Consider the following 25,485-nt stretch of genomic DNA (forward strand, 5'->3'; position numbering starts at 1 on the left):
GGGCCAGCCGGTGCAGACCCTGCTGTACCGCGGTCGCAACCATTCGGTCCTCGTCGTGGCTGTAGGAAATGAACGCGTTGTATTCGTGTTGTCTGCTCCGCGGATCGGCCACCGCACCAGCATGGCGCACCCAATCCGTGCCGGTGCCGGAGACTGCTGAAAGTGCCTGCACGGGCTTCGCTGGCAACGTCGGTCACAAGCGCGGTGGAGAACGGTAGGTACGATCTGCATGCATTGGTCGGCGCGCGGGTCAAAATCCGGCCACTCGTGGTTCGCCCAAGCATGTTGCGGACGGAAGGGAAGGGTTCGGAAGCCCGTCCGACGCTCTAGTTAACATAATGTTGATTATCGGCGGAAATCTGGCGTGGTTGGCGATGTGGTGCTGCGCTGTATGGCGTTGCCGTTGTTCGCGTTTCATGGGCTGGCATGCCCAGCTCGATCGGTTCGGCTCCGGACTCCTGGTGAGAATGTCGTCGTCGCGTGGTTCGCCCGTTTCGGCGCTTTGTCCGTTTGGTGGAAATATTTCGGTGTATCTCGGTCCGATTGGTAAATCTTGGATTTTTCCTAGATTGAGCTCCCCTGCTCTAGTCGCAAACCGCATCTAATCGTCACAGTGACGAATTGTGGTGCGCTCGACGTGTAGCGGGTCATGTGATGGCTTTTGTTTCACAGTCCAGTGATTGGTGATTGGCTCTGGTTGTGAGGTCCAGTTGCGGGCACGCTGGTGCGGTGCTGGTTCGTCGGTTGATCGCGTTGTATGTCGGATTGTGGTTGTACGGGTTCTCGATGGCGGTGATGGTGCGGGCGGGGCTCGGACTGGATCCGTGGGATGTGTTCCATCAGGGCGTGGCCGCGCATGTGCCGATCAGTTTCGGCACTGTGACGGCGGTTACCGGTGTCGCGGTGCTGTTGGCGTGGATTCCGCTGCGGCAGATGCCCGGGTTGGGCACGGTGAGCAATGTCGTGGTGATCGCGTTGTCGGTCGACGCGGGGTTGGCGTGGCTGCCGTCGTGGGATCAGCTGGTGGTGCGGGTGGGCGCCATGATCGCCGCTGTCGTGCTGAACGCGGTGGCGAGTGTGCTGTACATCGGTGCCGGCATGGGACCGGGGCCGCGAGATGGACTGATGACTGGACTGGTTCGGCGAACCGGCAAGTCGGTGTGGGTGGTGCGCACGGCAATCGAGGTGGCGGTGTTGACCACCGGGTTCGTCCTCGGTGGCAGCGTCGGCATCGGCACGCTGGTGTACGCCTTCGGGATCGGCCCGCTGATCCACCTGATGATTCCTGCGGCCAACCGGATTCTGCCGGGGTTCGCGCCGCCGAGGCCGGAACCTGTGGCCGGTGCCGCCGCCGAGGTTCCGACCATGTAGCCGGGGTGCACACTCCCCTGCTGATTCTCGACCGAATACCGAATTGTCACTGTGACGAAGTCGGTACAGGCGGGAAGGTCAGACCTGATGCATCAAGGGTGGCCGTAGCGTCGGTAAACTGCGGGCAGTCCCGAATATTTCGTGGCGGCGGGGCGGCAGGCCCGGGGACAATCCGGGTGTGTCTGCTCTGCTGCCCGAAGCGGTCGCCGCCGACGTGTTCGCCGCGGGGACTCAGCCCACACTGCGGAGCGCGGCAATGCTGTTGCGGCCCTGGTCGAATGCCGACGCCGCTGCCGTTCGCGCCGTCTACCAGGATCCGGACATTCAGCGCTGGCATGTGCGCAGTGTGGACTCCGACGCCGAGGCCCAGGAGTTGATCGCGCGCTGGCGGGCGGGATGGGCGAATGGTTCCGGCCCGCAGTGGGCGGTCGTCGTCGACGACGTGGTGGCGGCGCGGGTCGCGTTGCGGAACATGTCGCCGCCCGAGGGGGTCTCGGAGATCGCGTATTGGACCGCTCCGCAGTGGCGGGGTCGCGGAGTCACGCCTGCGGCGGTGGATCGGGTGGCCCGGTGGGCGTTCGAGGTGGGTTTCCATCGGCTCGAGGTGCTGCATTCGGTGCATAATCTGCCGTCCTGCCGCGCGGCGGTGAAGGCGGGATTCGCGCGGGAAGGTGTCAAACGCAGCGCCGCGTTGCACGCGGACGGGTGGCACGACATGCATGTGCACGCCCGCATCCAACCTACATACAGACCTGTACGGAAGGTGGGCGTCCCGGTTAGCCTGTGGGAAGCGATCCGGCAGAAGGTGAAAATTCATGAGTGCTACCACCATTGCCCGACAGTGCACCTTGTGCGAGGCACACTGCGGAATTCTCGTCACGGTCTCCGGCGACCAGGTGACGCGGATCGAGGGTAATCCGCAGGACGTGCTGTCGAAGGGGTACATCTGCCCGAAGGCGACGGCGATGGGCGGGTTGCACCATGACCCGGATCGGTTGCGGACGCCGATGCGGCGGGTGGGTTCGTCGTTCGAGCCGATCGGGTGGGACGAGGCGTTCCGGGAGATCGGGCAGCGGTTGCGGAAGGTGCGTCGCGAGCACGGGCCCAGCGCGATCGGCATGTATCTCGGTAATCCGGCCGCGCACAGTTCGTCGGCGCTGTACGCGGGGATGCTGCGGACGGTGCTGTTGACCCGGAACTTCTTCTCGGCGTCCTCGATCGATCAGTTCCCGCAGGAGTTCGTCGCATGGCGGATGTTCGGCTCGAATGTGCTGATGCCGGTGACCGACATCGATCGGACCGATCGTCTGGTGATTCTGGGGGCCAATCCGGCCGTGTCGAACGGGTCGGTGACCACCATGCCGAATGCGAAGCAGCGGATTCGTGACGTGCGGCGGCGCGGTGGGAAGGTCGTGGTGATCGACCCGCGGCGCACCGAGACGGCGCGGCTGGCCGATCAGCATGTCGCGGTGGCTCCGGGTGGTGACGTGTATCTGCTGCTGGGGATGTTGCATGTGCTGGTCGCCGAGGATTTGTGTGACGAGAAGGCGATTCGCGCGTCGAGCACCGGCTGGGAGCAGTTGCGGGCGCTGGTGGCCGAGGCCGCGCCGGAGCAGATGGCGGCGTACGCGGGGGTGGACGCGGAGACGATTCGCGGGCTCGCCCGGGAGCACGCGGCGGCGCCTTCGGCGGTGCTGTACGCGCGGATCGGGGTGTGTCAGCAGGTGACCGGTACGTTGACGCATTGGTTGGTGAACACGATCAACGCGGTGACGGGCAATCTGGATCGGGCGGGTGGGCAGATGTTCGCGACGCCGCCGATCGATGTGCCACGGTATGGGAAGTATCTGCCGATGGGGTACGGGGCGTGGACGGATCGTTCCGGGACCTACAAGTCGTTCCGTTCGGAGCTGCCGGTGGCGGCGTTGGCGGAGGACATATTGGCCGAGGGGCCGGGCCGGATCCGCGCGATGATCACGTATGCGGGCAACCCGGTGTTGTCGACGCCGCAGCGTGGCCGGTTGGGGGCGGCGCTGGATTCGCTGGATTTCTATGTGGCCGTGGACATGTACGTCACGGAGACGACGCGGCACGCGGACATCATTCTGCCGCCGATCTCGCCGTTGGAGCGGGAGGACGTCAACATCCTGTTCCCGGTGTTCAGTGTGCGCAACAATCTGCGGTTCGACGCGCGGGTGTTCGAGCCGCCCGCCGACGGGTTGGAGGATTGGCAGATCATGGCGCGGCTGATCACCGAGATGGTGCCGCTGCCTGCGCGCCAATTCACCGCGCGGGCTCTGAATGGGTTGTTCGATCGGGTCAGCCCGGTCCGGATCGCCGCGCTCGGGGTGGCGGCGGGTCCGTACGGGGTGTTGCGGCGGGGCCGCAAGGGTTTGACCGTGGCGAAGGCGCGGGCGGCGGCCGGCGGCATCGATCTGGGACCGCTGCGGCCGCGGCTGCGTTCGCTGCTCGGAACCAAGGATCGGAAAGTGCATGTGGCGCCGGAGGATTTCGTGGCCGCCGCCCGGGATGTGCTCGCGGAGGCGCAGCAGGGCAAGGCGTTGACTACACCGGCCGAGGGCTATGACTTGAAGTTGATCGGTCGCCGTCATCTGCGCAGCAACAATTCATGGCTGCACAACGTGCCGTCGATGGTGAAGGGGCGCGATCGGTGCACGGCGCTGATGCATCCGGACGATGCTGCGGCGCGGGGCTTGCGGGACGGTGAGCCGGTGACGGTGCGTTCCCGGACCGGGTCGATCGTGGTGCCGTTGGAGGTAAGTGACGATATCCGGGCCGGTACGGTGGCGATTCCGCACGGATGGGGTCATCAGGAGCCGGGTGTCGGGTGGACGGTGGCGGCGTCGTTGCCGGGGGCGAATGTGAACCTGCTGCACGATCCGGCGTTGACGGACACGTTCTCGGGGACGGCGGCGGTGAACAACACCTGGGTGACGGTGACCAGGGCGGCTGTCGAGTCCGCTGAGCGTGTCGAGGTGAGCGAGCGTGAGCCCGCGCCGACCGCTTGACGGTTGCGGGGTGTGCCGGCGTGCCTGGATCGACGGTCTCCCTGTGTCGCTGTGAGGGGGCGAGTGGCGTTCTCTGCGGATGTGGGCGGCGCCGCTGACCGGGTGTCAGCGGTGTGCGGCCGCGCGGGTGGGTCAGGCAGCCCGCGCCCAGGTGTGTGACGCCGAACGGATGGTGTGCTCATCAGTCCCGGACTTCGACCGCTGTTGTGGTCGAACGGCGATATGGCCGAGCGCTGTCGGTCGGTAAGCCGGTGGTAGCGGCTGGTGGCTGCTGCCGCATGGTCTCGGTCGCGTCAGCGTCCCGGCTGCGGGATTGTCGGGATTGTCGCGTCGGCGTGGGCAGGGCCTGCGGCGATGACGGTATCGAGAAGGCCTTGCGACGCCTGCAACTCCTCGATCGCGTGGGTGATGCGCTCGCGCTCTCTGCGCAGTTGCGCCACCAGATCGGGGCACACGGGCGCGAGGTTCGGGCCGTCGTCGCGGACGCATGGCAGGACCTGGGCGATGGTGGCGGTCGACAAGCCGGCTGCGAGCAGGGTGCGGATGCGCCGGACCGTGTTCACGTCCGCGTCGCTGTAGACCCGGTAGCCGCTCGGCAGTCTCGTCGGCGCCAACAGTCCGTGTTCCTCGTAGTAGCGCAGCAGTCGTTCGCTGACTCCGGTGCGGCGGACCATCTCTCCGATGCGCATGTGACCTCCACCTCACCACATTGACTCTCACACTGATGTGAGACTTTAGCGTAGCGGTCATGATCACCGGCGCAGCGCTTCCAGGGCGGCCTCCTCGACAACGCGCACCGTGTGCGTGTTCGTCGTGGATATCCATGATCGCCGCCGCCCTCGTCCCGCTGCGGCAGGACTGGGCCCGGGTTCCGCAGCGCCCCACCCTCATCGCCGCTATCAGAGCCTCCGCGTTTCGACCTCGGTGTCGCCGATGGGCTCCTGGTGGGCAAGCCCTCACCGCCGCCTCGCCTCGTAGCGGCGCGTGCCAGCCAGCGGCGCCGTAACGATCAGCGGCGCCTTAACAGCCAGCGGCGCTGTGCTCCTCGCGGCCGCACCACACCACCTCGACCACTGAGCAGTGATCAGCGCTGCCGGAATCCGAAGGAGAGAACTATGTCCACTGCTCTGCCCACCTCCACCCTCGGCCGCGTCGTGCGCGGCAACGGCCCGGGCCTGCTGCTCGCCCATGGCGCAGGCGGTGGCATCGACGCCAACTATGGCCCCATCATGGGCGTGCTGGCCGCACAGCACACTGTGGTCGGCCCGGACTACCCCGGCACCGGCCGCACCGACCGCGCCGAGGTACCGCTCACTCTGGACGCTCTGGCCGACGAGTTGGTCGCCGCCGCTGTCGAGGAGGGCGTGGACGCCTTCGCCATCGCCGGGTACTCGCTGGGCAGCGCGGTCGCCATCCGTGCCGCCACCCGCCACCCCGACCGTGTCACCGCCCTGGTCCTCACCGCGGGTTTCGCCTATCCCAACCCGCGGTTGCTGCTGGCGGCCCGGCTCTGGCGCGACCTGCTCCGCGCGGGCGAGCTGGAGAATCTGGCCGCGTTCATATCCCTGATCGGTCTCAGCGCGGCGGCTCTGGACGTCGTCGCCCAGGATGATCTCGACACCTCCATCGCAACGACCGCGGCCACCATCCCGCCCGGCACGCCGGAGCAGCTCGATCTGCTCATCGACCACGTCGACGTCCGGGCCGATCTCGGCGCGCTCGCCGTGCCGACCCTCGTCATCTCCACCACGCTCGATCAGCTGGTCACGCCGTACCACCACCGGCAGCTGGCCGACGCCATCCCCGGCGCGCGCTACGCCGAGATCGCCACCGGGCATCTGCCCTTCGTCGAGCGGCCCGAGGAGTGGGCTGTCCTCATCCGCGACTTCCTCCGCGACAGCCGTCTTTGATTCCGGCAGCACGCAGGTCGGCGGCAGTCCCATCCAGCCGGAGTGTCGCCGACTTCCTCGACACGGCCGTCCGGCAGCTCGACGCCCATGGGTAAGGCACGTATTGCCCCGCCGCTCCGGGCCCGTGGACGCGCCGGCCGACCGGAAACCCGAACTCGGTCCTCGACAGGTGCTGTGGGGCACGGCATTACGACGAACTCGATGACGCATTACGACGGACTCGCCGGTGGTCAGGCGGGTTCGATGCGGGCGGGGACGTGTTTGTGCCAGGGGGTGCCTGCGATGGCGTCGCGCCAGGTGAGGTCGGTGAGTTCGTTGGCGGCGACGCCGGTGCGGCGGGTGCCGTTGCCTGCGGGCAGGTCCAGGCCGAGGCCGTTGGGCAGGGAGGCGTGGCCGGGTTGCATGCGGTCGTTGGTTTCCACGGTGGCCACGGCGCTGCCGCGGCGGGTGGTGATGCGGGCGCGGTCGCCGGTGGCGAGGCCGAGGCGGGCGGCGTCGCCGGGGTTGAGCCGTAGTGCGCCTTCGGGGTCGCGGCGGCGCCAGGTGTCGTCGCGGAAGATGGTGTTGGCGGTGAAGGAGCGGCGCTCCCCCGCGGCGAGGACGAACGGGAATTCGGTGGTGGTGTGGGTGGCGGGTGTGGTGGGGAGTTCGCGCAGGGTGTGCAGGAGTTCGGGGATGGCCAGCGGGATGCGTTTGTCGGGGTGTGGGAGGTAGTCCCAGGCGTGCTCGTAGTCGTCGAGGGTGAAGGTGACTCCGGAGCGGCCGGTGAGGATGGCGTCGAACAGTGCGTCGGCGTCGCGGTGTCCGGCGCGGCGCATCGCGGCCGGGTAGACCTTGGCGACGCGCTGGGCCAGTGCCCACAGGACGGCCGCGGAGCGGGCGTTGTCGGGCAGGGTGGGGCCGAGGGTTTCGTACAGCAAATAGGGGGCCAGGCCGCCGAGGGATTTGTCGGTGGCCAGCAGTGCGGCGAAGGTCCAGGCGTAGGGGCGTCGTCCGAGTTTCGCGGCGGTGCGGAGCACGGCGAGTTTTCCGCGGCCGACGGCGCGGAGTTCGCGCAGCAGGCGGGCGTAGATCTCGGGTTCGGGCAGGGTGCCCGGGAGCGGGTCGAGGACGGGGGCTCGCAAGTGGAAGCTGTTGTGCGGGAATTCGAGGTTGAAGAAGGTGGCTTCCCATTTCTCGAATTGGCTGGCGGCGGGCAGAACGTAGTCGGCGTGGCGCGCGGTTTCGGTGAGGGCGATGTCGATGACGACGACCAGGTCGAGGGCGTGCAGTGCTTCGCGGAATGCGGTGGAGTCGGCCAGTGAGTGGGCGGGGTTGGCGGATTCGATGATCATCGCGCGGAACCGGTCGGGGTGGTCGGTGCGGATTTCTTCGGCGATGGTGTTGCAGGGCAGCATGCCGCCGAGGATGGGTGCGCCGGTGACGGGGCTGCGTTTGATCTGGCGGCTGTAGCCGGCCAGCGGCGCCATCCACGAATGTGGTTGCATGGCGCCCGGTTTGGCGAAGTTGCCGGTGAGCAGCCACAGCAGTTTGTTCAGGTAGGAGATGAGGGTGCTGTTGGGGCTCTGCTGGACGCCGAGGTCTTCGTAGGTGGCGACGCCGGCGGCGGCGGCGATGCGGTGGGCGGTGCTGCGCAGCAGGTCTTCGGGGATGCCGCAGATGTCGGCGTAGGCGGGGACGTCGATGTGGGCGAGGTCGGCGCGGACGGTGTCGGATCCGGTGGTGTGTGCGGTGAGGAAGGCGTGGTCGAGGAGGTCGTCGCGGACGAGGATCGCGAGCAGGGCGGCCAGGCACCAGGCGTCGGTGCCGGGACGTACTTGCAGGTGGATGTCGGCGAGGTCGGCGGTTTCGGTGCGCACCGGGTCGATGACGATCATGGTGCGGGCGGGGTCTTTGGCGATCTGTTGCAGGATGGTGCGGGCGCGGGGGACGCCGTGGGACTGCCAGGGGTTCTTGCCGAGGAATATCGCGACTTCGGCGTGTTCGAAGTCGCCGGTGGTGTGGCCGCCGGTGAGGTGGGCGTCGACCCATCCTTCGCCGGTTTTCTCTTGGGCGAGAGCGCTGGAGCGGTAGCGGCTGCCGAGGGCGCGGCGCAGGGCGGTGCTGTAGGCGCCGCCGAGGTGGTTGCCCTGTCCCCCGCCCCCGTAGTAGAAGATCTTGTCGCCGCCGTAGGTGTCCTTGACCGCGGTGAGTCGGGCGGCGATCTCGGAAATAGCGGTGTCCCAGTCTATTTCGGTGAAGGTACCGTCCGGTTCGCGGCGCAGCGGGGTGGTGAGCCTGGTTCCGCCGTTCTGGTAGTGGTCCAGGCGCAGCGCCTTGTTGCAGGTGTAGCCGGCGGAGGCGACGTGGTCTTTGTCGCCGCGGATCTTGGCGAAGCGGCGGTCCTCGAGCTGGATGAGCAGTCCGCAGTTGTTCTCGCACAGGATGCAGGCGGTCTTGTGCCACGTTCCGGTGGCCGTGGGGGTGCTCATTCGCTCACCTGGTCGACGCGGGTGCCGTCCAGCCATGGTTGCGGGTCGGCGAGAAAGGGGGTGTCGGCGAGCCGGTCGAGGTCTTCGAAAAAGGCTTTGGTGGTGCGCGCGGCCGCGGCGGTGGTGCCGACGGAGACGAATCCGGCCTGTTCGGCGTCCAGGCCGCGGGAGAGGGATTTGTCGGGGCCGAAGTAGACGGCGCGTTTGAGTTCGGCGACGACGACCGGGTTGCGTGCGGCGAGGCGTGCGGCGGTGGTCTGGGTTTCGGTGAGCAGGTCCTCGGCGGGCAGCACGCGGTGGACCAGGCCGAGGCGCAACGCTTCGCGGGCGGTGAACGGTGTGCCTTCGAGGGTGACCTCGATGGCTTTGGCGGCGCCGAGCAGGCGGGTGAGGCGTTGGGTCGCGCCGCCGCCGGGGATGAGGTTGGCCAGTGTCTCGATCTGGCCGAGGCGTACGTGGTCGGCGTCGGCGGCGTAGCGCAGGTCGCAGGCGAGGGCGATCTCGTGGCCGCCGCCGAGTGCGGGGCCGTTGATGGCGGCGAGGTAGGCGACGCCGGAGCGGTTCATCCGCAGGGTGGTGCGTTTCCAGCGGTGGCCCCAGACCAGGCCGGTGCCGAGGCCTCCGCCGTGGCGTTCGACGAGGTGGGTGGCGCCGGGGACGCGAAGCGCGGCCGCGGCGGCGCGCAGGAACGGCGCTGCGGCGCGGGCGGGGACGAAGGGGTGTGGTCGTTCGATCATGCCGCTGAGGGCGGCGGGGTCGGCGTGGGTGAGGAAGCGGCCGGGTAGTCCTCCGGTGAGCACGACCGCGCCGACTGTGTCGTCGGTGTCGACCGCGGCGGTGAGGGTGTCGAGGTCACGGACGACCGCGGTGGTGACGAAGTTCAGCGGTGGTGCGACGACGCGCGCGGTGAGTACCCGCCCGGTGTGTTCGAGTCGGATGGTTTCCAGGTGGAGGTCGGCGGCGGGCATCGGCGGCTCCTTCGGTGCGCGTGTCAGCGGTCGGAAGGCGAGACTGTGTCCGCGCGAGAATGATTCGGGGGGTGGCGCGGCCTGTTCCCGACTATGGCATTCACCATAATGGGTGTGTCAAGGGCTGACGCGTTGCGCGGCGGGAGGCTCAGCTCGTGGCGGGCATCAGCTCGCGCAGCGTGGCGACCGCGTCGTCGAGCGGTGTGATGTCGCGGTGGACGCGGCTCAGTGCGATGGCGCCCTCGAACGCGGCCACCGTCAGCGTGGCCAGGCGCTCCGCGCGGTCGGCCGGCACGTCGTAGCGGGTCAGCATCCCGGTCAGCGCCTGCTGCCAGCGGCGGAAGATCTCCGCGGCGAGGTGGGCGAACTCCGGGGCCTCGTCGTTGGTTTCGACGGCGACGGCGAAGATCGGGCAGCCGGCCCGGAAATCGCTGTCGAGCAGGGTGCGCCGCCACATCGCGGCGAAGCGGTCCAGCGCGGCGGCGGGTTCGTCGTCTCGGGCCAGGCGCTCGATGTAGCCCGACATCAGCTCCCCCGCCGTGCCGACAGCGTCGGTGATCAGTTCGGTGCGTCCGCCGGGGAAGTGGTGGTAGACCGAGCCGCGTGGCGCGCCGGTGGCGGCCAGGACCCGGTCGACGCTGGTGGCGCTGGCGCCGTGCACGCGCAGGGAGTCGATCGCGCCGTCGATCATGCGCTGCCGCGCTTCGCCCCTGGGCGGGCGTGGGGTCTGGGCGCTGCGGGATCGACGCGTGGTTGCCATACCGCCATACTATGGCCCCCGCCATAGAAGGTGCTGTCGGTGCGGACCGGCCGAGCCGGTCCGCAACTGCGGCAGCGGTCACGCGGTGGGCTTGTGCACCCGGGTGCCGTGGAATTCCAGCAGCGCCGCGAGGGTCTGCTCGGGCGCTTCCAGTTGCGGGTAGTGGCCGATCCTCGGCAACTCCACCACGTCCGGGTCGGTGATCAGCTCGCGGTAGCGGCGCACCATGTGCCCGCCGGAAACGGGGTCGGCGGTTCCGTCGACCAGCCGGACCGGAACCTGGGCCTGCTGCAGGGCGCCCACCCAGCGCTGCCGGTGCTTGCGGCGCTCGGCCATGTAGCGGATCAGTTTGTGGCCGTTGCGTTTACCGTGCTTGCTGCACCACAGCAGCCAGAACTGGTGGAGTTCGGCGTCGGCGGGTTCGGTGTCGGGCCCGAACACCGCGGCCAGGCTGCGGTGGAAGGTGTGCTCGGTGCCCAGCACGCCGACGAGCGGGCCGAGCGGGCTTGCCAGCACCCGCTGCACCAGGCGCGGGCGGTGTGCCTCGGGGAACAGGCCGCCGTTGAGCAGGAACACCGATTCGACCCGCAGCGATTCCTCGCCCGCGGCGCGGCGTTCGGCGTCGCGGGCCAGCAGTTCCTGGGCGACGGTGTCGCCGTAGTCGTGGGCGAGGATGTGGTAGCGGTCGATGCCCTGTTCGCGCAGCAGGTTCTCGTGGATGTCGGCTTGGTCGGCGATACCGTAGTCGTAGTGGCGTGGTTTCGCCGACCAGCCGAAACCGATCATGTCCGGTGCGATGACCCGGGCGAATCGCTCGCACAGACCGGGCCAGATCCGATGCCAGTCCCAGGACGCGGTGGGAAATCCGTGGATGCACACCAGCGTCCCGTCGGCGCCACCGCCTCCGTCGCGCCAGAAGATCTGGTGGCCGCGGTGAGTGTGGCGTCGTCCGTTCGCCCGCCAGGACGCGAACTCCTCCATGTTCTACCTCCTTGTCGTCGACAAGCATGGCGCGTGGTTGCGCCGGGCACAGTAGTTCGGTGGACCGCGCACGTGTCATCTACCGCGCGGGCCGTTTGCCGATCGTGCGCTCTGCGAGAATTCCACCGTGGATGTCGCGATCGGCCTGGTTGTTCTCATCGCGTCGGCGGCCGCGTTGGCGGCGCTGGCGCGTCGGTTCGGGGTCTCCGAACCGTTGGTGCTGACGGTGGGTGGGGTGGCGGCGTCGTATCTGCCGTTCGTGCCGGAGATCCACCTGGAGCCGGAAGTCATTCTGCTCGGTTTCCTGCCTCCTTTGCTGTATACCGCCGCGATCCGCACGTCGCTGGTGGATTTCCGGGCGAATGTGCGCACGATCGCGTTGCTTTCGGTCGGTTTGGTCCTGTTCACGACGTTCGCCGTGGCGCTGGTGGTGTGGTGGCTGTTGAAGGTGCCGTTCCCGGTCGCCGTCGCTTTGGGTGCGGTGGTGGCTCCGCCGGACGCGGTGGCCGCCACCGCGGTGGCGCGGCGGATCGGGATGCCGCGGCGGATCGTGACGATCCTCGAGGACGAGTCGCTGTTCAACGACGCGACCGCGCTGGTGGCGTTGCGTACCGCGCTGGCCGCCACGGTGGGCGCGGTGTCGGTGTGGGAGGCCGGTGCGGACTTCCTGCTGGCGGCCGGTGGCGGCGCGGTGGTCGGGATCGTCGTGGCGTACGTGCTGGCGATGCTGCGCCGCCGCATCACCGATCCGGTCATGGACACCACGTTGTCGTTCCTCGCGCCGTTCGCGGCGTATCTGCCCGCCGAGGGCATTCACGCCTCGGGAGTGATCGCGGTGGTGACCTGCGGCATGATCCTCGGGCACAACGCGCCTGCCTGGCAGAGCGCCGCGTCCCGGATCGCCGAGCGCATCAACTGGCGCACGATCCAGTTCATCCTGGAAAGTGCCGTGTTCGTTCTGATCGGGCTGCAAGTTCGCGCGATCGTGGAGGGTGCGTGGCACAGCGATCTCGATCACGTCACCCTGGTGGTGACGGCGCTGGCGGTGCTGGCCGCGACGATGCTGGCGCGTCCGATATGGGTCTTCGGCTCGGCGCTGCTGTCGCGCAGTCTCGGCAACGGCGAGGCGGTGCCGGTCCGGCATCTGGTGGTGGTGTCCTGGGCGGGGATGCGAGGTGTGGTGACGTTGGCGGCGGTGTTGCTGCTACCGCAGGACACCGCGCAATTGGCTGTGCTGAAACTGCTGGCGCTGGTGGTGGTGGGCGGAACGCTGCTGCTGCAAGGGACGTCGCTGCCGTGGCTGGTGAAATGGCTGCGGTTGCGTGCGCCCAGCCGCGCCGAGGACGCGCTGCAGAAGGCCAACCTGTTGCAGCAGGCCACCGCGGCCGGTCTGGCGGCACTCGAGCAGCAGGTCACGCCGGATACCCCGGAGGGGGTGGTGCAGACGTTGCGCGACCGGGTGCTGTGGAAGGCCAACGCCGCCTGGGAGCGGCTCGGGCGGGCGGAGTCGGAACTGGTGACACCCACCGCGGAATACCGGCGGCTGCGGTTGGCGATGTTGCGCGCCGAACGGGAAACGGTGTTGCGCGTACGGGATTCGGGCGCCGTCGACTACGAGATCCTGCAACATGTGCTGGCGCAGTTGGATCTGGAAGAGTCGATCATCGACCGCTTCGACGAGGCCGAGGAGGAGCGCGTCGAACCGCTGGCCGTCGCGGTGGCCGACGACGTCTGCGCGCATCTGCGGGACGCGCCGCTGGTGCGTGCGCACGCCGGTCCCGACGAATGCGCCGAATGCCTCGCCGAAGGGCTGGCCTGGGTGCATCTGCGGATGTGCCTGTCGTGCGGGCACGTCGCCTGCTGCGACTCCTCGCCGGGCAATCACGCGAGCAAGCATTACGCCGGGAGCGGCCATCCGGTGATGCGCAGTGTGGAGCCGGGTGAGGCGTGGCGCTGGTGTTTCGTCGACGAACTGCTCGGGTAGCGGTGCGGACTCAGCGCTGGGCGTGGGAGTAGATCAGTCGCGCGTATTCGGCCAGCAGCCGGTCCAGTGACAGGTTCTCCCCGCCCGCGGCGATCTGCTGGTAGCCGACGAGCATCGCCATGCCCAGCGAGGTGACCACGGCGGCGGTGTCGTCGTCGCCGACGACCCCTCTGACCGCCTTGTGCACGGTGCGCCTGCGGGATTCGTCGACACGTTTGAGGGCGAGGTTGACCGATTCGTCGTTGGCCGCCCAGGCGCGGATCGCGGCTTCGGCGGCGTGATGCAGCCCGGCGGCGAGGTCGGACATCGCGCGGATGTCGTCGTCGGGGTTGCCCTTGTTGAACGGCATGGTGCCCAGGATGCGCACCTGGCGGTTCTCCCAGTGCTCGAGCAGGGCGTCGACGAATCCCTGCCAGCTGCCGAAGTGGTGGTAGAACGACCCGCTGGTGACGCCGAGCTGCCGGCACAGCACACCGATGTTGAGACCCTTGAAGCCGAGTTCGGCGAGCACTGCCAAGCCGGTGTCGAAGTACTGCTCCTTGGTGACCACTCGTGACATACGTGCGCCGTTCTCTTCGTTCGGTCAGGGGGGGAGGGACCGAACAGTACCCCATCGTAGCGTCGGCCGGACCGAGCTCGGGAAGTACCGATGCGTACCCCGAGAGGACTCGCCAGTACCTGTTACCTGCGGCAATAGTTAGTGGCCATGACCGATCAGGCGTGGGAGGGCTCGTGCCCCCATAGCAGAGCAAGCGCTCTGTTATGGTGTGGTCATGCCCCGCCCCCGGACGCACGACCCCGACACCGTGCTCGATGCCGCGGAAGCCCTGGCCGTTCGCTCCGGCCCCGCCGCGGTCACCACACGCGCGGTCGCGGCCGCCACCGGCATCTCCAACGGCGCGATCTACCACACCTTCGGATCGCGCGCGGAACTGCTCGGGCGCACCTGGTTACGCGCCGCGCGCCGCTTCCTCGACCTGCAGACCACGCTGGTCACCACGGCCCTGGATGGGCGCGACGGCGTCGAGGCGGTGGTCGCGGCCGCCGAGGCGCCCGCGCTGTTCGCCGAGCGCTACCCGGACTCGTCGCGGCTGCTGCTGGCCGTGCGGCGCGAGGAGTTGCTGGGCGAACTACCCGAGGGCATCGCAGGTGAACTCGCTGCCACCGACGAGGTCCTCGTCGAGCTGCTGGTCCGGCTGTCACGGCAGCTGTGGCAGCGCGGCGACCGCCGGGCCGTCGACGTCATCACCCTGTGCCTGGTCGATCTGCCCACCGCGGTGCTGCTGCGCCGCGACCGGCTCACCGATCCCCGCGCGCGGGAATACCTCCGTGGCGCCGTGCGCGCCGTGCTCGCGCTCGGCCCACCGCCGCCGTGATCTTCCTCGATTCCGGACGAAAGGAACCCACATGCCCACCCTCGAATACCACGACAAACTCGCCGTGCTCGACCTCGGCGGCGACGAGAACCGTTTCTCTCCTGAGTTTCTCGACCAGGTCGGCGCCCATCTCGACACCGCCCTCGCCGACGGCGCCCAGGGGCTGGTCACCACCGCCAGTGGCAAGTTCTACTCCAACGGACTGGACCTGGACTGGCTCGGCGCCCACGGCGACCGCGCCGAGTGGTACGTCGCCCAGGTGCAGGCGCTGTTCGCCCGGGTGCTCACCCTGCCCGTACCGACTGTCGCCGCGCTGCCCGGTCACGCCTTCGGCGCGGGCGCCATGCTCGCCATCGCGCACGACTACCGCGTCATGCGCGCCGACCGTGGCTACTTCTGCTTTCCCGAGGTCGACATCCACATACCGTTCACCCCCGGCATGGCCGCGCTGATCCAGGCCAAGCTCACCCCGAAAACCGCCGTCGCCTCGATGACCACCGGCCGCCGCTTCGGCGGCGCCGACGCCGCGGCCGTCGACATCGTGGACGCCACCGCCGCCGAAGGCGCCGTCACCGAGACCGCCCTCGCCCTGCTGGCCCCGCTGGGCGGCAAGGATCCCGGCACTCTCGGCGCGATCAAGAACACCATGTACGCCACGGCCGTCGCGGCACTGACCGTGTAGGAAATTCGGTTGCCACGTCCGGGTGCATTTCCGGGAAATCGCTGCGCCCCAGGAATTTTCACTTCGCCTGGGGTGTGACGATGCGCGACGCCGGATTCCTATTTCGGATCGGTGATCCGATCGGCGGTGAAACGCAATCCGATCAGCGGAAATAACGCATTCGTCGAACCGAGCTGCTGAACCGGCCGAACTGGCGCAAATGTCCAGTTCGGGCCCGGAAACGACAACGGTGCAGGCCCCGGCCCCGAACCCGGGACGCGCACCGGGCTGCACCTGATTATTCATTCGTCGTTCACGAGAAAGACGGTCGCGTCGTACACGCTGCTGACTTCATGTTTTCCGACGAATAGGGAGTAATCGTGGAATTGCTGACGGTTTTCGCCGATCTTCTGACGGCCGTGTTCCAGGCCGGTAGCGGCAGCGCGGGCTGATTCGCACCCGCGCGGCCGAGTGGCTCGCGTCCGGTCCGGGCGACCCGGAACTCCCCGCGCCCGGACCGGGCACGCAAGCCGGTAGCGGGCCGGACTGCGCGTGACCGGATCTACCGATCCCCTTGCCGGACAAGCGGTTCGGCGGCATGCGCGTCGTGCGGAAACGATCGAAAACGCCCCGCGCGGCGTGGTCGGGCACCTACTGTCCGGGAAAACCGGCAGTATCGAACGAGGGTGTGCGATGAGCGAACCGAACACGTCCTGTGCCGCATTCCAACACAGCGCGGCCATCGCCCCGGACGCGGTGGCCGTCCGGTCCATCGGCGGTGAGCAGACGCTCACCTGGCGTGAATACGCCGACCAGGTCCGCGCGGTCGCGGCGGGGCTGGCCGCGCTGGGCGTCGGCCGCGGCGACACCGTGGCGTTGATGATGGGCAACCGGGTGGAGTTCTATCCACTGGAGGTCGGTGCGCAGCACACCGGCGCGACCTCGTTCTCGGTATACAACACGCTCTCGCCCGAGCAGCTGCGCTACGTGTTCGGCAACGCGGGCAATCGGGTGGTGATCTGCGAACAGCAGTACCTCGAGCGCATCCGCCGCTGCGGCGCGCCCATCGAGACCATCGTGTCCATCGACGCCACCGCGCCGGGCACCATCGGACTGGACGAGCTGAAAGCCTTGGGCGGCGACGATTTCGACTTCGAGGCGACCTGGCGGGCTGTGCGGCCGCAGGACGTGCTCACGCTGGTCTACACCTCCGGCACCACCGGCGACCCGAAAGGCGTGGAGATCACCCACGCCAATCTGCTGGCCGAGGCGCGCGCGTTCCACGCGGTGCTTCCGGTCGAGTTCGGTGACCGGCAGACCTCCTACCTGCCCTCGGCGCACATGGCCGACCGGTTCTGCTCGCTGTATCTGCAGCAGGTGTACGGCACGCAGATCACCGTGGTACCCGACCGGTCGCTGTTGCCCGCCGCGCTGGCGGACGTGCACCCGACGATCTGGGGTGCGGTGCCGCGGGTGTGGGAGAAGTTGAAGGCGGCCATCGAGTTCTCCGTCACCGCCGAACCCGACGACGCCAGGCGCGCCGCGCTGCAGTGGGCGCTGGAGGTGGCGGCACGCAAAGCCGACGCGCAGCTGCGGGGCGAGCCGATCGATGCCGGGCTGGCCGCCGAATGGGCGAAGGCCGACGAACTGGTGCTGTCGGGGTTACGCGCGAAGATCGGCCTGGATCAGCTGAGGTGGGCGATGTCGGGCGCCGCGCCGATTCCGCCGCAGACCCTCGGGTTCTTCTTAGGGCTCGGCATCCCGATCTCGGAGATCTGGGGCATGTCCGAACTGACCTGTGTGGCCAGTGCCTGTTCCCCGCAGCAGGCGCGGCTGGGTTCGGTGGGCCGGATGCTGCCCGGGATGCAGTGGCGTATCGCCGAGGACGGGGAATTCCTGGTCCGCGGGCCGCTGGTGATGAAGGGCTACCGCAAACAGCCGCACAAGACCGCCGAGGCGCTCGACGCCGACGGCTGGCTGCACACCGGCGACATCTTGTCCGTCGACGCCGACGGATACCTGCGGGTGGTCGACCGCAAGAAGGAGCTGATCATCAATTCGGCGGGAAAGAACATGTCTCCGGCCAACATCGAGAACGCGATCAAAGCCGCGACCCCCTTGGTCGGCGCTGTCGCCGCCATCGGGGAGGCGCGCCCGTACAACACCGCGCTGATCGTCATCGACGCCGAGACCGCGGCACTGTATGCCGCCCAGCACGCGCTGCCGGACGCCTCGGCGGCGGCGCTGGCCGCGGACCCGGGTGTGCTGGCCGAGATCGCGCGCGGCGTGGCGGCGGGTAACGCCACGCTGTCGCGGGTCGAGCAGATCAAACGGTTCACCGTGCTGCCGACCTTCTGGGAGCCCGGCGGCGACGAAGTGACCTTGACGATGAAGCTGCGTCGCGCACCGATCGCGGAGAAATACGCCGAGCAGATCGCGCTGCTCTACGCCGAGGACCTCGCCCCGACCGTGCACGAACCGCGGCCGCGGGACACGCGTGTGGGAGGCGCGGACGCGCTCACAGGGTGAACGTGAGTCGCTGCGGGCGCACGTAGTCGGCGGGGTCGTGCAGTGCGCGCAGTTCCGGGCGGCGCGCCGCGGCGATCTTGTCCAGCTCCGCGCGCAGCGGTGGGTCGTAGTTCGCCGCGCTCGCGGTGAGTCCGGGCAGCCAGTTGTCGTGATGGGACGGGACGAACACCGCCGGGGCGAGGGCCTGGATGTAGGTGCGGGGGTCGCGCAGGCCGTTGCTGGTCTGGTTGTAGCCCTGCACCGCGCCGATCTGCACATCGGTGGCCGGTAGCGCGGCCAGGACGTCGAATACGTGCGGTGCGCGCTCGGTGAGCGGCCCGGTCGAGTCGTGCCAGACGAGGCAGAAACCGGGAACGCGGAACTGATACAGCAGCACCCCACCCTCCGGGTCGCGCAATCGCGGGATTCCTTGCAGAAGTCCGCTCAGCGTCGGCGGGTGCGCGAGCACGACGCCCGGTTGCGGGCGAGGGAAGAAGCCGGGTGATCCGTTGATCGGGTCGGGTGGGGTGCGTGCGGAGTGCAGATGCCGGATGACGGTCACCTCGACCGCGCCGACGGTGCAGTCCGCGCGGGTGCCGATCGCGGTGTCCGCGTCACCGTGGGCGACGGTCGGGAATGTCGCGTCGGTGAGCTGCGCGGCGATCGTCGCGCAGTGTTCGGCGGTGCCGTGCACGGTGGCGCCGCTGGCCTGCGCGATCCGGCCCGCGTCACCGGCATGGTCGAAATGTCCGTGGCCGATGAAGATCGCCGCGGGCGCCAGGTCCACCAGCTCCTGCGGCGTCGCCGGGACGTAGCCGGTACTGGTCAGCCGCGGCACCCATGCGTCCAGCAGGAACACCGAACCGCCGATGGCCACCGCGTAGGTGGTGCAGCCCACCCAGGCCAGCACCACCCGGTCGGTGCGCAGCGCGCCGGTAGCGGCATCGACGGTGTCGGCGCCGAAGAAACGCCTGCGGGCCGCGATCGTCCGCGGATGCGCGGCATCGGCGGCGGGCCGCAGGCGTCCGGCCGCGAGGGCCGCCAGTTTGCCGCCGGGACCGAACAGGCCCGGACCGGGAAGGTTGCACACGCCGCTACCCCATCACGCGCGGCGGATGCGGGCAAGAGGTCAGCGGCTACTAGCGGATCTACAAGCGGATGCCGAGCAGCGCGTCGACGGCGGTGGCGATCAGCACCGGCGAATCGGTGTCCTGTCCGCCGTAGTCGAGGGCCTGGCGGGCCCAGCTGTCGACGGCATCGAGCGCTTTGGGGGTGTCCAGGTCGTCGGCCAGGTGCTGGCGCAGCCTGGCGACGGTGTCGGTGGCCGAGGGTCCGGTCTGCAGTGCGGCGGCTTCGCGCCACAGCTCCAGGCGTCGCCGCGCCTGCTCGAGCTGAGCATCGGTCCACATCCGGTCCTGGCGGTAGTGGCCGGCCAGCAGGCCGAGACGGATGGCGGCCGGGTCGACGCCCTGGCGGCGCAGGGCCGAGACCAGCACGAGATTGCCGCGGGACTTCGACATCTTCTCCCCGTCCAGCCCGATCAGGCCGGCGTGTACATAGTGGCGGGCGAAGCGGCGGCCGGCGATCAGCGACTCGGCGTGCGCGGCGGAGTACTCGTGGTGGGGGTAGATCAGGTCACTGCCGCCGCCCTGGATGTCGAACTCCGGGCCGATGCGGTTCAACGCGATCGCCGAACACTCGATGTGCCAGCCGGGGCGGCCCGCGCCGAACGGGGCAGGCCAGGACGGCTCGTCGGGGCGGGCGGAGCGCCACAGCAGCGCGTCGATGCTGTCGCGTTTGCCGGGACGGTCCGGGTCGCCGCCGCGTTCGGCGAACAGTCGCTCCATCGTGTCGCGGTCGTAGCCGGATTCGTAGCCGAACTGCTCGGTGGCGTCGGCGCGGAAGTAGACGTCGGGGTACTCGGCGTCGTCGACGATGTAGGCCGCGCCGGAAGCCAGCAGTTTCTGCACGAACTCGACGACCTCGTCGACGGATTCGACGGCGCCGACGTAGTCGCGGGGCGGAACGATCCGCAGCGCGGACATGTCCTCGCGGAACAGATCGGTCTCCGCGGCGCCCAGATCACGCCAGTCCACGCCGTCGCGGGCCGCGCGTTCGAACAGCGGGTCGTCGACGTCGGTGACGTTCTGCACGTAGTGCACGTCGTGGCCGGCGTCGCGCCAGAGTCGGTTGACCAGATCGAAGGTCAGGTAGGTCGCGGCGTGCCCGAGATGAGTGGCGTCGTAGGGCGTGATGCCGCAGACGTACATGGTGGCGGTCGCGCCGGGGGTGACCGGACGTACCTGACGGTCGGCGGTGTCGTACAACCGCAACGGCGGTCCTGCTCCGGGGACGGTCGGGAGGGCGGTATCGGACCAGGACTGCATGCTTACGAGGGTAAAGGTGTGGTGGGGATCATCCGCCCCCGGCCCGGTGCCCTCGCCCGCCGCGCTGCGCGCCCGGCCCGCCGCGACCTGCGTCTTCGAGCAAATCGTGGGATGTCAATAATTCGATTTTCGCTGAATCGGCTGAATCAGCCCGCGGCGCGGCGGGTGGGATCGGCGATCGTGTTGGGCGTGATCGCGAAGGTCCCGTCCAGGTCCGGGATGTCGGGATCGGTGTCGGCGAGCGCGATCTGGGTGAATTCGCCGCGTGCGACGTCGAATTCGAGTTCGTGATAAGCGACCGTATCGCCCCAGTCCGGGGAAGGCAACGAGATGAACCGCATGGTGAACCGCCCGGAGTCCACCGAGCCCTCGGTGAGCACGTAGACCCCGAAGTGGTTCTCCCCCTCCGAGCGCAGCCAGTAGACGCCGTTGTCGTAGAGGTGCAGGTCGGTGTCGGGATACGGCTTCTTGTCATAGAGGTGCACGTAGTGCAACGCGACGCGGTAGGTGGGCGCGCCGACGACGATCCGCACTGTCGGTGCCGCGGGGTCTCCGGGGGCGTGGGTCATCGCGTCCTCCTCGTCGTCGCGCCGAGCGTTCGATGTCTCCACTGTGCCCGCGATCGCCCGCCGCGGCATCGGCTGCGGTCGCTCAGAACGCGGGCCACGGGATGGGGCGCGCGGTGCGCGGCAGCGGCATCACCGGCTCGTCGAGCAGCTGCTGGGTGCGCTGGATCAACGCGTCGATCTCGGCGTCGGTGATGTGCCTGCTGAGCGTGTCGGCGAACGCGCCGGGCAGCTGCTTGGCGAACGCGGTGACATCCGCGATCAGCCCGTCGCCGATGGGTTGACCGGCCCAGCCCCACAGCACCGTGCGCAGTTTGTAGTCGGTGTGCAAGCAGATGCCGTGGTCGACGCCGTAGACCTGCCCGTCCAGCCCCTCCAGCGCGTGCCCGCCCTTGCGGTCGGCGTTGTTGAGCAGCACGTCCAGCACCGCCACACGCTGCAACCGCGGATCGTCGGCGTGGATCAGCGACACTTCGTCGCCCGCGTCGTCCACCGCGCGCAGCACCTCACAGAACCCCTCGGGCACCGCGCCCGCAGGACACAGATCGATCAGGTCGAGCCGGTCGCCGCGGTCGGTGTGGTTGTCCACGCCGACGACCCAGCGCTGCACCATGCCGAGGCCGAAAGGGCCCTCGCGCACAATGGTTTCGGGGATCACGCCCCAGCCGATCGCTTCGGAGATCAGATACGAGGCCACCTCACGCCCGGCCAGCGTGCCGTCGGGGAAGTCCCACAGCGGTCGTTCGCCGCGGATCGGTTTGTAGACCACCCGCAGCGGCGGGTCGTCGGTGGCGGGGCCGATCACGTCACAGACCAGGGTCACGTTGCTGGCGGTGTTCACCCGCCCGATCACCGTCAGCTCGCCGCTGTGGAATCCGTCCCCGGTCTCGGCCACCGAATCACTCCTCTAGTTCGGCCGCGCCGAAGATGTCACCGCGTTTGTAGCCGTTGGTCCGCACGCACATGTGCCCGCGCGCCGACAGCGGCTCGCCGCACAGCGGGCACGGCGGGCGGCCTGCCGCGATCACCCGGGTGGAGCGCAACGCGAATTCCCGGGCCTGGATCGGGGTGAGGAACACCCGCACCGCGTCGGGGCCCTCTTCGGTGTCGTCGAGCACCACCGACTCGTCGACCTCGGTCTCGGTGATCGCCAGCAGTTCCACCACCACCGCGCCCGCGTCGGCGTCCCAGCCCAGGCCCATGGTGCCGACCCGGAATTCCGCGTCGATCGGGGTGACCAGCGGCGCGTTGTCGCTGACATCCTCGGCCTGCGGAGGCACCTCCGCGCCGAAGCGGCGCGCGACCTCGTCCAGCAGCAGACCCATCCGGTCGGCGAGCACCTTCACCTGCTGCTTTTCCAGCAGCACGCTGACCACGCGCGGTTCCTGCACCGCCTGCAGGTAGAACGCGCGATCGCCCGGCTCACCGACGGTCCCGGCGACGAAACGATCGGGGGTGCGGAATACATGGATTGCGCGTGACACATGCACCTCCTGATACGTGACCCTGATCGACTACCCGCGGCGCGGGGATTCCATACAACGACCGCTCGGTTGTTTACAAGGAATCTCGGCGCTCCGCATTCCCATTATCCGCACTTCCGGTATTGCCGAGCTCGCCACCGGGAACAGGTCCGGAGGCCTCCGGGCCCGGCGCCGCCGAGCCGGCGACGGGGCGTTGCCCGCCGGACGCGGCGAGGGCGGACAGGTCGGCGCCGGTGTCGTTGAGCCGCCACACGTAGGGCGCGGTCGGGGTGTAGCGCACGACGCTGATCGAGGCGGGCTCGACGACGATGCGCTGGAAACCGTCGAGATGGATGCCCAGGGCGTCGGCGAGGATCGACTTGATCACGTCCCCGTGCGTGCACGCCACCCACAACGCGTCGCGGCCGTGCTGCTCGGCGAGGGCGCGGTCGTGGTCGCGGATCGCGGCCACCGCACGCACCTGCACCTGCGCCAAACCCTCACCGGCGGGGAACACCGCGCCGGAGGCGTGCCGCTGCACGACCTTCCACAGCGGTTCCTCCAGCAGTTCCGCGATCGGGCGGCCGGTCCACTCGCCGTAGTCCACCTCGAGCAGGCGGTCGTCGAAAACCGGCTCCAGCCCGAACTTTTCCGCAAGCGGCGCGACCGTGCGCTGACAACGCAGCAGCGGGGAGTGCACGATCCGTTCGATCGGAAGCCCGGCCAGTCGTTCGGCCACGGTCCTCGCCTGCTCCTCGCCGCGCTCGGTGAGCTCGACGCCGGTGCTGCGACCGGCCAGGGTGCGGGCGGTGTTCGAGGTCGACACACCGTGCCGCAGCAGGATCACCGTCATGCGGCCAGCCTAGCGATCATGTCGCCGAGACCACGCCCGCCGCCAGCAGACCCATGATGATCGCGCCGAGCGCGATGCGGTAGCCGACGAACCAGTACAGCGAATGCCGTGCGACGAAACGCAGCAGCCACGCCACCGACGCGTAGCCGACCACGAACGCCAGCACCGTGGCCACCAGCAGTTGCGGCCCACTGGCGTTGAGGCCCTCACCTGCGGGTTCGAATGCGTCGGGCAGGCTGAACAAGCCCGAGGCGGTCACCGCCGGGATGGCGAGCAGGAACGAAAACCGCACGGCCGCTTCGCGCTCCAAACCCAGGAACAGGCCCGCGGTCGAAGTCGCTCCCGAGCGCGAGACACCGGGGATCAACGCCAGGCACTGCGCGAAACCCATGGCCAGACCGTCGCGGGTGGTGAGCTGCTCGATCGAGCGCTCCTTGCGGCCGAAGTACTCACCGGCGGCGATGACGAGGGCGAAGAAGATCAGCATGAACGACACCAGCCACAGATTGCGGGCGCCGGTGCGGATCTGATCCTTGAACACGAACCCCAGCACACCGATCGGGATGGTGGCGATGATCACATACCAGCCGATCCGGTAGTCGAGTTCACGCTGGGCCCGCTGGTCGAGAACACGCGTGTGCTCGGCGGTGAGGACCGGAAGTTTCGTGGTGGGCTGATCGTGGAGAGGAAGCTCCTGGCGGCCGCGCGCGCTCACCTGCTCGCGCAGGCCCGCGAACCAGGCCAACACGATCCGCCGGATGTCCTTGGCGAAGAACACCAGCACCGCGGCCTCGGTGCCCAGCTGGGTCACCGCGGTGAACGAGGCGCCCGCGTCTTCGCCGAAGAAGACCGACGACACGATGCGCAGATGCGCCGAGGAGGAGATCGGCAGAAACTCCGTGAGTCCCTGCACCAGACCCAGCACCAAGGCCTGCACCCAGGTCATCGACTCACCAACCACGAACCATCCTCCACGTGAAATACTCGTTGCTATCTGCGCATTGGTGCGGCGGCCGGTCGCGTCTGTGTGATCACCGCCCCAATCACGCAGCGACAGTACAGTGTCGAGGCCGCCGCGGCGTGCCCGGCCGTTGTGCTGCCGCCGCCCGGGTTCACGACGGTGGCGCGGATTCCCCGCTCACCGAAGTGCGACCCACTGTGCTGGTGTGCGCCCGGTCGCGTATCCACACTCTAGGCTTGGCGCCGTGACGAAAGCGCGGACACGGTGATGGAACAGCGGACGGTGGGCCGCAGCGGCCTGCGGGTGTCGCGGATGGGCCTGGCGACCCATACCTGGGGTTCGCACACCGACGCCGAGGACGCCGCGGGGCAACTGGTGGCGTTCGTCGAGGCGGGCGGCACGCTGGTGGACACCTCCCCCGCCTACGCGGGCGGCGCCGCGCAGCGGATCCTGGCCGAGCTGCTCGGCGATCTGGTCTCGCGCGACGACGTGGTGCTCAGCGGGTGCGCGGGCACCGCGCCGTGGGAGTTCTCCGCGGCGGGCGTGCCGGGAGCGGCGCAGGTCACCGTGGACACGTCGCGGCGGGCGCTGCTGCGGCAACTGGATCGCACGCTGCTCGAGTTCGGCACCGATCACCTGGACATCTGGAATGTCGCGGTGTGGGATCCGCGGACGCCGCTCGAGGAGGTCGCCTCGACGTTGGAGCAGGCGGTGCGGTCGGGCCGGGTCCGCTACGCGGGGGTGCGGGGGTTCGGGGCCTGGCAGCTGGCCAGCCTGGCCGCGGTCGCTCCGGTGACCGCGGCGCAGACTCCGTATTCGCTGCTGGCGCGGGGCGCGGAGGCCGACGTCGTGCCGGCCGCGCGGTATCACGGAGTCGGGGTGATCGCCTCGGCGCCGTTGGCGGGCGGCATCCTGACCGGTAAGTACCGCGACGGTGTTCCCGCCGATTCGCGTGGCGCCGACGAGGCGACCGCGGCGGAGATCCGCAATGGTCTCGACGACCGGGCCACGCGGGTGGTGGATGCGCTGGTGACCGCGGCGGACGGGTTGGGTACCTCGCCGCTGGCGGTGGCGTTGGCCTGGATCCGCGACCGGCCGGGCATCGCGAGCATGATCGTCGGCGCCCGTGACATCGGGCAGCTCACCGGCGTGCTGGCCGCCGAGACGTTGGAACTGCCGCGGGCGATCGCGGCCGCCTTGGACGACGTCAGTGCACGCGCCGAGTGACGCAGATTA

22 protein-coding genes are annotated in these 25,485 nt (G+C 69.0%); 9 read left to right on the forward strand and 13 right to left on the reverse strand.

Going from position 1 to position 25,485, the window contains the following annotated elements; genetic code table 11:
* The first annotated feature begins 786 nt into the window (after positions 1 to 786).
* The 3 genes from IU450_RS34550 to IU450_RS34560 all read left to right on the forward strand — a co-directional run bounded on the left by IU450_RS34550 (position 787) and on the right by IU450_RS34560 (position 4,400).
* Complete coding sequence (locus IU450_RS34550; protein ID WP_228835557.1) at positions 787 to 1,371, forward strand: YczE/YyaS/YitT family protein; 585 nt, start codon at positions 787 to 789, stop codon at positions 1,369 to 1,371.
* 178 nt (positions 1,372 to 1,549) lie between these two features.
* Positions 1,550 to 2,287, forward strand: a complete 738-nt coding sequence (locus IU450_RS34555) for a GNAT family N-acetyltransferase (protein WP_324197932.1) — start codon at positions 1,550 to 1,552, stop codon at positions 2,285 to 2,287.
* Complete coding sequence (locus tag IU450_RS34560; protein WP_195153926.1) at positions 2,187 to 4,400, forward strand: molybdopterin oxidoreductase family protein; 2,214 nt, start codon at positions 2,187 to 2,189, stop codon at positions 4,398 to 4,400. The genes IU450_RS34555 and IU450_RS34560 overlap by 101 nt, the downstream gene beginning before the upstream one ends.
* A gap of 293 nt (positions 4,401 to 4,693) precedes the next feature.
* Here the strand turns inward: IU450_RS34560 and IU450_RS34565 are convergent, their stop codons facing one another.
* Positions 4,694 to 5,089 (reverse strand): MerR family transcriptional regulator, encoded by a 396-nt coding sequence (locus IU450_RS34565; RefSeq protein ID WP_195153927.1) that lies wholly within the window; start codon positions 5,087 to 5,089, stop codon positions 4,694 to 4,696.
* Between the two features lie 426 nt (positions 5,090 to 5,515).
* On the opposite strand from IU450_RS34565, the gene IU450_RS34570 reads away from it, so the two are divergent.
* The gene (locus IU450_RS34570) at positions 5,516 to 6,310 is read left to right on the forward strand and encodes an alpha/beta fold hydrolase (protein WP_195153928.1); all 795 of its coding nucleotides are present in this window, start codon (positions 5,516 to 5,518) and stop codon (positions 6,308 to 6,310) included.
* Positions 6,311 to 6,540: 230 nt separating this feature from the next.
* Here the strand turns inward: IU450_RS34570 and IU450_RS34575 are convergent, their stop codons facing one another.
* From IU450_RS34575 to IU450_RS34590, 4 genes are all read right to left on the reverse strand, one after another.
* Complete coding sequence (locus tag IU450_RS34575) at positions 6,541 to 8,781, reverse strand: molybdopterin-dependent oxidoreductase (protein ID WP_195153929.1); 2,241 nt, start codon at positions 8,779 to 8,781, stop codon at positions 6,541 to 6,543.
* The gene (locus IU450_RS34580; RefSeq protein WP_228835547.1) at positions 8,778 to 9,749 is read right to left on the reverse strand and encodes an enoyl-CoA hydratase/isomerase family protein; all 972 of its coding nucleotides are present in this window, start codon (positions 9,747 to 9,749) and stop codon (positions 8,778 to 8,780) included. Before IU450_RS34580 ends, IU450_RS34575 begins: the two co-directional genes overlap by 4 nt.
* 148 nt (positions 9,750 to 9,897) lie before the next feature.
* Positions 9,898 to 10,509, reverse strand: a complete 612-nt coding sequence (locus tag IU450_RS34585; protein ID WP_228835548.1) for a TetR/AcrR family transcriptional regulator — start codon at positions 10,507 to 10,509, stop codon at positions 9,898 to 9,900.
* Between the two features lie 78 nt (positions 10,510 to 10,587).
* Entirely contained in the window at positions 10,588 to 11,490 is a 903-nt protein-coding gene (locus tag IU450_RS34590; protein ID WP_195153930.1) for an alpha/beta fold hydrolase, read from the reverse strand.
* A 127-nt stretch (positions 11,491 to 11,617) separates the two neighbouring features.
* Between IU450_RS34590 and IU450_RS34595 the strand changes: the two genes are divergently transcribed.
* Positions 11,618 to 13,474 (forward strand): Na+/H+ antiporter, encoded by a 1,857-nt coding sequence (locus tag IU450_RS34595; RefSeq protein ID WP_195153931.1) that lies wholly within the window; start codon positions 11,618 to 11,620, stop codon positions 13,472 to 13,474.
* A 10-nt stretch (positions 13,475 to 13,484) separates the two neighbouring features.
* On the opposite strand, the gene IU450_RS34600 is transcribed toward IU450_RS34595, so the two are convergent.
* Complete coding sequence (locus IU450_RS34600) at positions 13,485 to 14,033, reverse strand: TetR/AcrR family transcriptional regulator (protein WP_043726054.1); 549 nt, start codon at positions 14,031 to 14,033, stop codon at positions 13,485 to 13,487.
* Between the two features lie 214 nt (positions 14,034 to 14,247).
* Between IU450_RS34600 and IU450_RS34605 the strand changes: the two genes are divergently transcribed.
* The 3 genes from IU450_RS34605 (at position 14,248) to fadD11 (ending at position 18,040) form a co-directional block, all read left to right on the forward strand.
* The gene (locus IU450_RS34605) at positions 14,248 to 14,850 is read left to right on the forward strand and encodes a TetR family transcriptional regulator (protein WP_195153932.1); all 603 of its coding nucleotides are present in this window, start codon (positions 14,248 to 14,250) and stop codon (positions 14,848 to 14,850) included.
* Between the two features lie 31 nt (positions 14,851 to 14,881).
* Entirely contained in the window at positions 14,882 to 15,532 is a 651-nt protein-coding gene (locus tag IU450_RS34610) for an enoyl-CoA hydratase-related protein (RefSeq protein ID WP_195153933.1), read from the forward strand.
* Positions 15,533 to 16,204: 672 nt separating this feature from the next.
* Positions 16,205 to 18,040 carry a fatty acid--CoA ligase FadD11 gene (fadD11, locus tag IU450_RS34615; protein WP_195153934.1) on the forward strand — a complete coding sequence of 612 codons (1,836 nt, stop codon included), beginning with the start codon at positions 16,205 to 16,207 and terminating at the stop codon, positions 18,038 to 18,040.
* Here the strand turns inward: fadD11 and IU450_RS34620 are convergent.
* The 7 genes from IU450_RS34620 to IU450_RS34650 all read right to left on the reverse strand — a co-directional run bounded on the left by IU450_RS34620 (position 18,030) and on the right by IU450_RS34650 (position 24,234).
* A complete protein-coding gene (locus tag IU450_RS34620; RefSeq protein WP_195153935.1) occupies positions 18,030 to 19,109 on the reverse strand; it encodes an MBL fold metallo-hydrolase in 1,080 nt (359 codons plus the stop codon). The genes fadD11 and IU450_RS34620 overlap by 11 nt on opposite strands.
* 58 nt (positions 19,110 to 19,167) lie before the next feature.
* Positions 19,168 to 20,406 (reverse strand): cysteine--1-D-myo-inosityl 2-amino-2-deoxy-alpha-D-glucopyranoside ligase, encoded by a 1,239-nt coding sequence (gene mshC, locus IU450_RS34625; protein WP_195153936.1) that lies wholly within the window; start codon positions 20,404 to 20,406, stop codon positions 19,168 to 19,170.
* Between the two features lie 146 nt (positions 20,407 to 20,552).
* Entirely contained in the window at positions 20,553 to 20,975 is a 423-nt protein-coding gene (locus IU450_RS34630; RefSeq protein WP_195153937.1) for a hypothetical protein, read from the reverse strand.
* An 82-nt stretch (positions 20,976 to 21,057) separates the two neighbouring features.
* The gene (locus IU450_RS34635; RefSeq protein WP_195153938.1) at positions 21,058 to 21,867 is read right to left on the reverse strand and encodes an SCO1664 family protein; all 810 of its coding nucleotides are present in this window, start codon (positions 21,865 to 21,867) and stop codon (positions 21,058 to 21,060) included.
* Between the two features lie 4 nt (positions 21,868 to 21,871).
* Entirely contained in the window at positions 21,872 to 22,456 is a 585-nt protein-coding gene (locus IU450_RS34640) for a DUF3090 domain-containing protein (RefSeq protein WP_039798216.1), read from the reverse strand.
* A 73-nt stretch (positions 22,457 to 22,529) separates the two neighbouring features.
* Positions 22,530 to 23,288 (reverse strand): histidine phosphatase family protein, encoded by a 759-nt coding sequence (locus tag IU450_RS34645; RefSeq protein ID WP_195153939.1) that lies wholly within the window; start codon positions 23,286 to 23,288, stop codon positions 22,530 to 22,532.
* 16 nt (positions 23,289 to 23,304) lie between these two features.
* Entirely contained in the window at positions 23,305 to 24,234 is a 930-nt protein-coding gene (locus tag IU450_RS34650; protein ID WP_195153993.1) for an undecaprenyl-diphosphate phosphatase, read from the reverse strand.
* A gap of 282 nt (positions 24,235 to 24,516) precedes the next feature.
* Here IU450_RS34650 and IU450_RS34655 point away from each other — a divergent pair, with 282 nt between their 5' ends.
* Positions 24,517 to 25,476, forward strand: a complete 960-nt coding sequence (locus IU450_RS34655; RefSeq protein WP_195153940.1) for an aldo/keto reductase — start codon at positions 24,517 to 24,519, stop codon at positions 25,474 to 25,476.
* Positions 25,477 to 25,485: the final 9 nt, after the last annotated feature.

Source organism: Nocardia abscessus, assembly GCF_015477775.1.
GTDB classification, from domain to species: domain Bacteria; phylum Actinomycetota; class Actinomycetes; order Mycobacteriales; family Mycobacteriaceae; genus Nocardia; species Nocardia abscessus_A.

Coding starts and splice junctions, on each gene's coding strand:
- IU450_RS34550 (WP_228835557.1), top strand. CDS start 787: ATGGCGGTGATGGTGCGGGCGGGGCTCGGACTGGATCCGTGGGATGTG.
- IU450_RS34560 (WP_195153926.1), top strand. CDS start 2,187: ATGAGTGCTACCACCATTGCCCGACAGTGCACCTTGTGCGAGGCACAC.
- IU450_RS34565 (WP_195153927.1), bottom strand. CDS start 5,089: ATGCGCATCGGAGAGATGGTCCGCCGCACCGGAGTCAGCGAACGACTG.
- IU450_RS34570 (WP_195153928.1), top strand. CDS start 5,516: ATGTCCACTGCTCTGCCCACCTCCACCCTCGGCCGCGTCGTGCGCGGC.
- IU450_RS34575 (WP_195153929.1), bottom strand. CDS start 8,781: ATGAGCACCCCCACGGCCACCGGAACGTGGCACAAGACCGCCTGCATC.
- IU450_RS34580 (WP_228835547.1), bottom strand. CDS start 9,749: ATGCCCGCCGCCGACCTCCACCTGGAAACCATCCGACTCGAACACACC.
- IU450_RS34585 (WP_228835548.1), bottom strand. CDS start 10,509: ATGGCAACCACGCGTCGATCCCGCAGCGCCCAGACCCCACGCCCGCCC.
- IU450_RS34590 (WP_195153930.1), bottom strand. CDS start 11,490: ATGGAGGAGTTCGCGTCCTGGCGGGCGAACGGACGACGCCACACTCAC.
- IU450_RS34600 (WP_043726054.1), bottom strand. CDS start 14,033: ATGTCACGAGTGGTCACCAAGGAGCAGTACTTCGACACCGGCTTGGCA.
- IU450_RS34605 (WP_195153932.1), top strand. CDS start 14,248: ATGCCCCGCCCCCGGACGCACGACCCCGACACCGTGCTCGATGCCGCG.
- IU450_RS34610 (WP_195153933.1), top strand. CDS start 14,882: ATGCCCACCCTCGAATACCACGACAAACTCGCCGTGCTCGACCTCGGC.
- fadD11 (WP_195153934.1), top strand. CDS start 16,205: ATGAGCGAACCGAACACGTCCTGTGCCGCATTCCAACACAGCGCGGCC.
- mshC (WP_195153936.1), bottom strand. CDS start 20,406: ATGCAGTCCTGGTCCGATACCGCCCTCCCGACCGTCCCCGGAGCAGGA.
- IU450_RS34630 (WP_195153937.1), bottom strand. CDS start 20,975: ATGACCCACGCCCCCGGAGACCCCGCGGCACCGACAGTGCGGATCGTC.
- IU450_RS34645 (WP_195153939.1), bottom strand. CDS start 23,288: ATGACGGTGATCCTGCTGCGGCACGGTGTGTCGACCTCGAACACCGCC.
- IU450_RS34650 (WP_195153993.1), bottom strand. CDS start 24,234: ATGACCTGGGTGCAGGCCTTGGTGCTGGGTCTGGTGCAGGGACTCACG.
- IU450_RS34655 (WP_195153940.1), top strand. CDS start 24,517: ATGGAACAGCGGACGGTGGGCCGCAGCGGCCTGCGGGTGTCGCGGATG.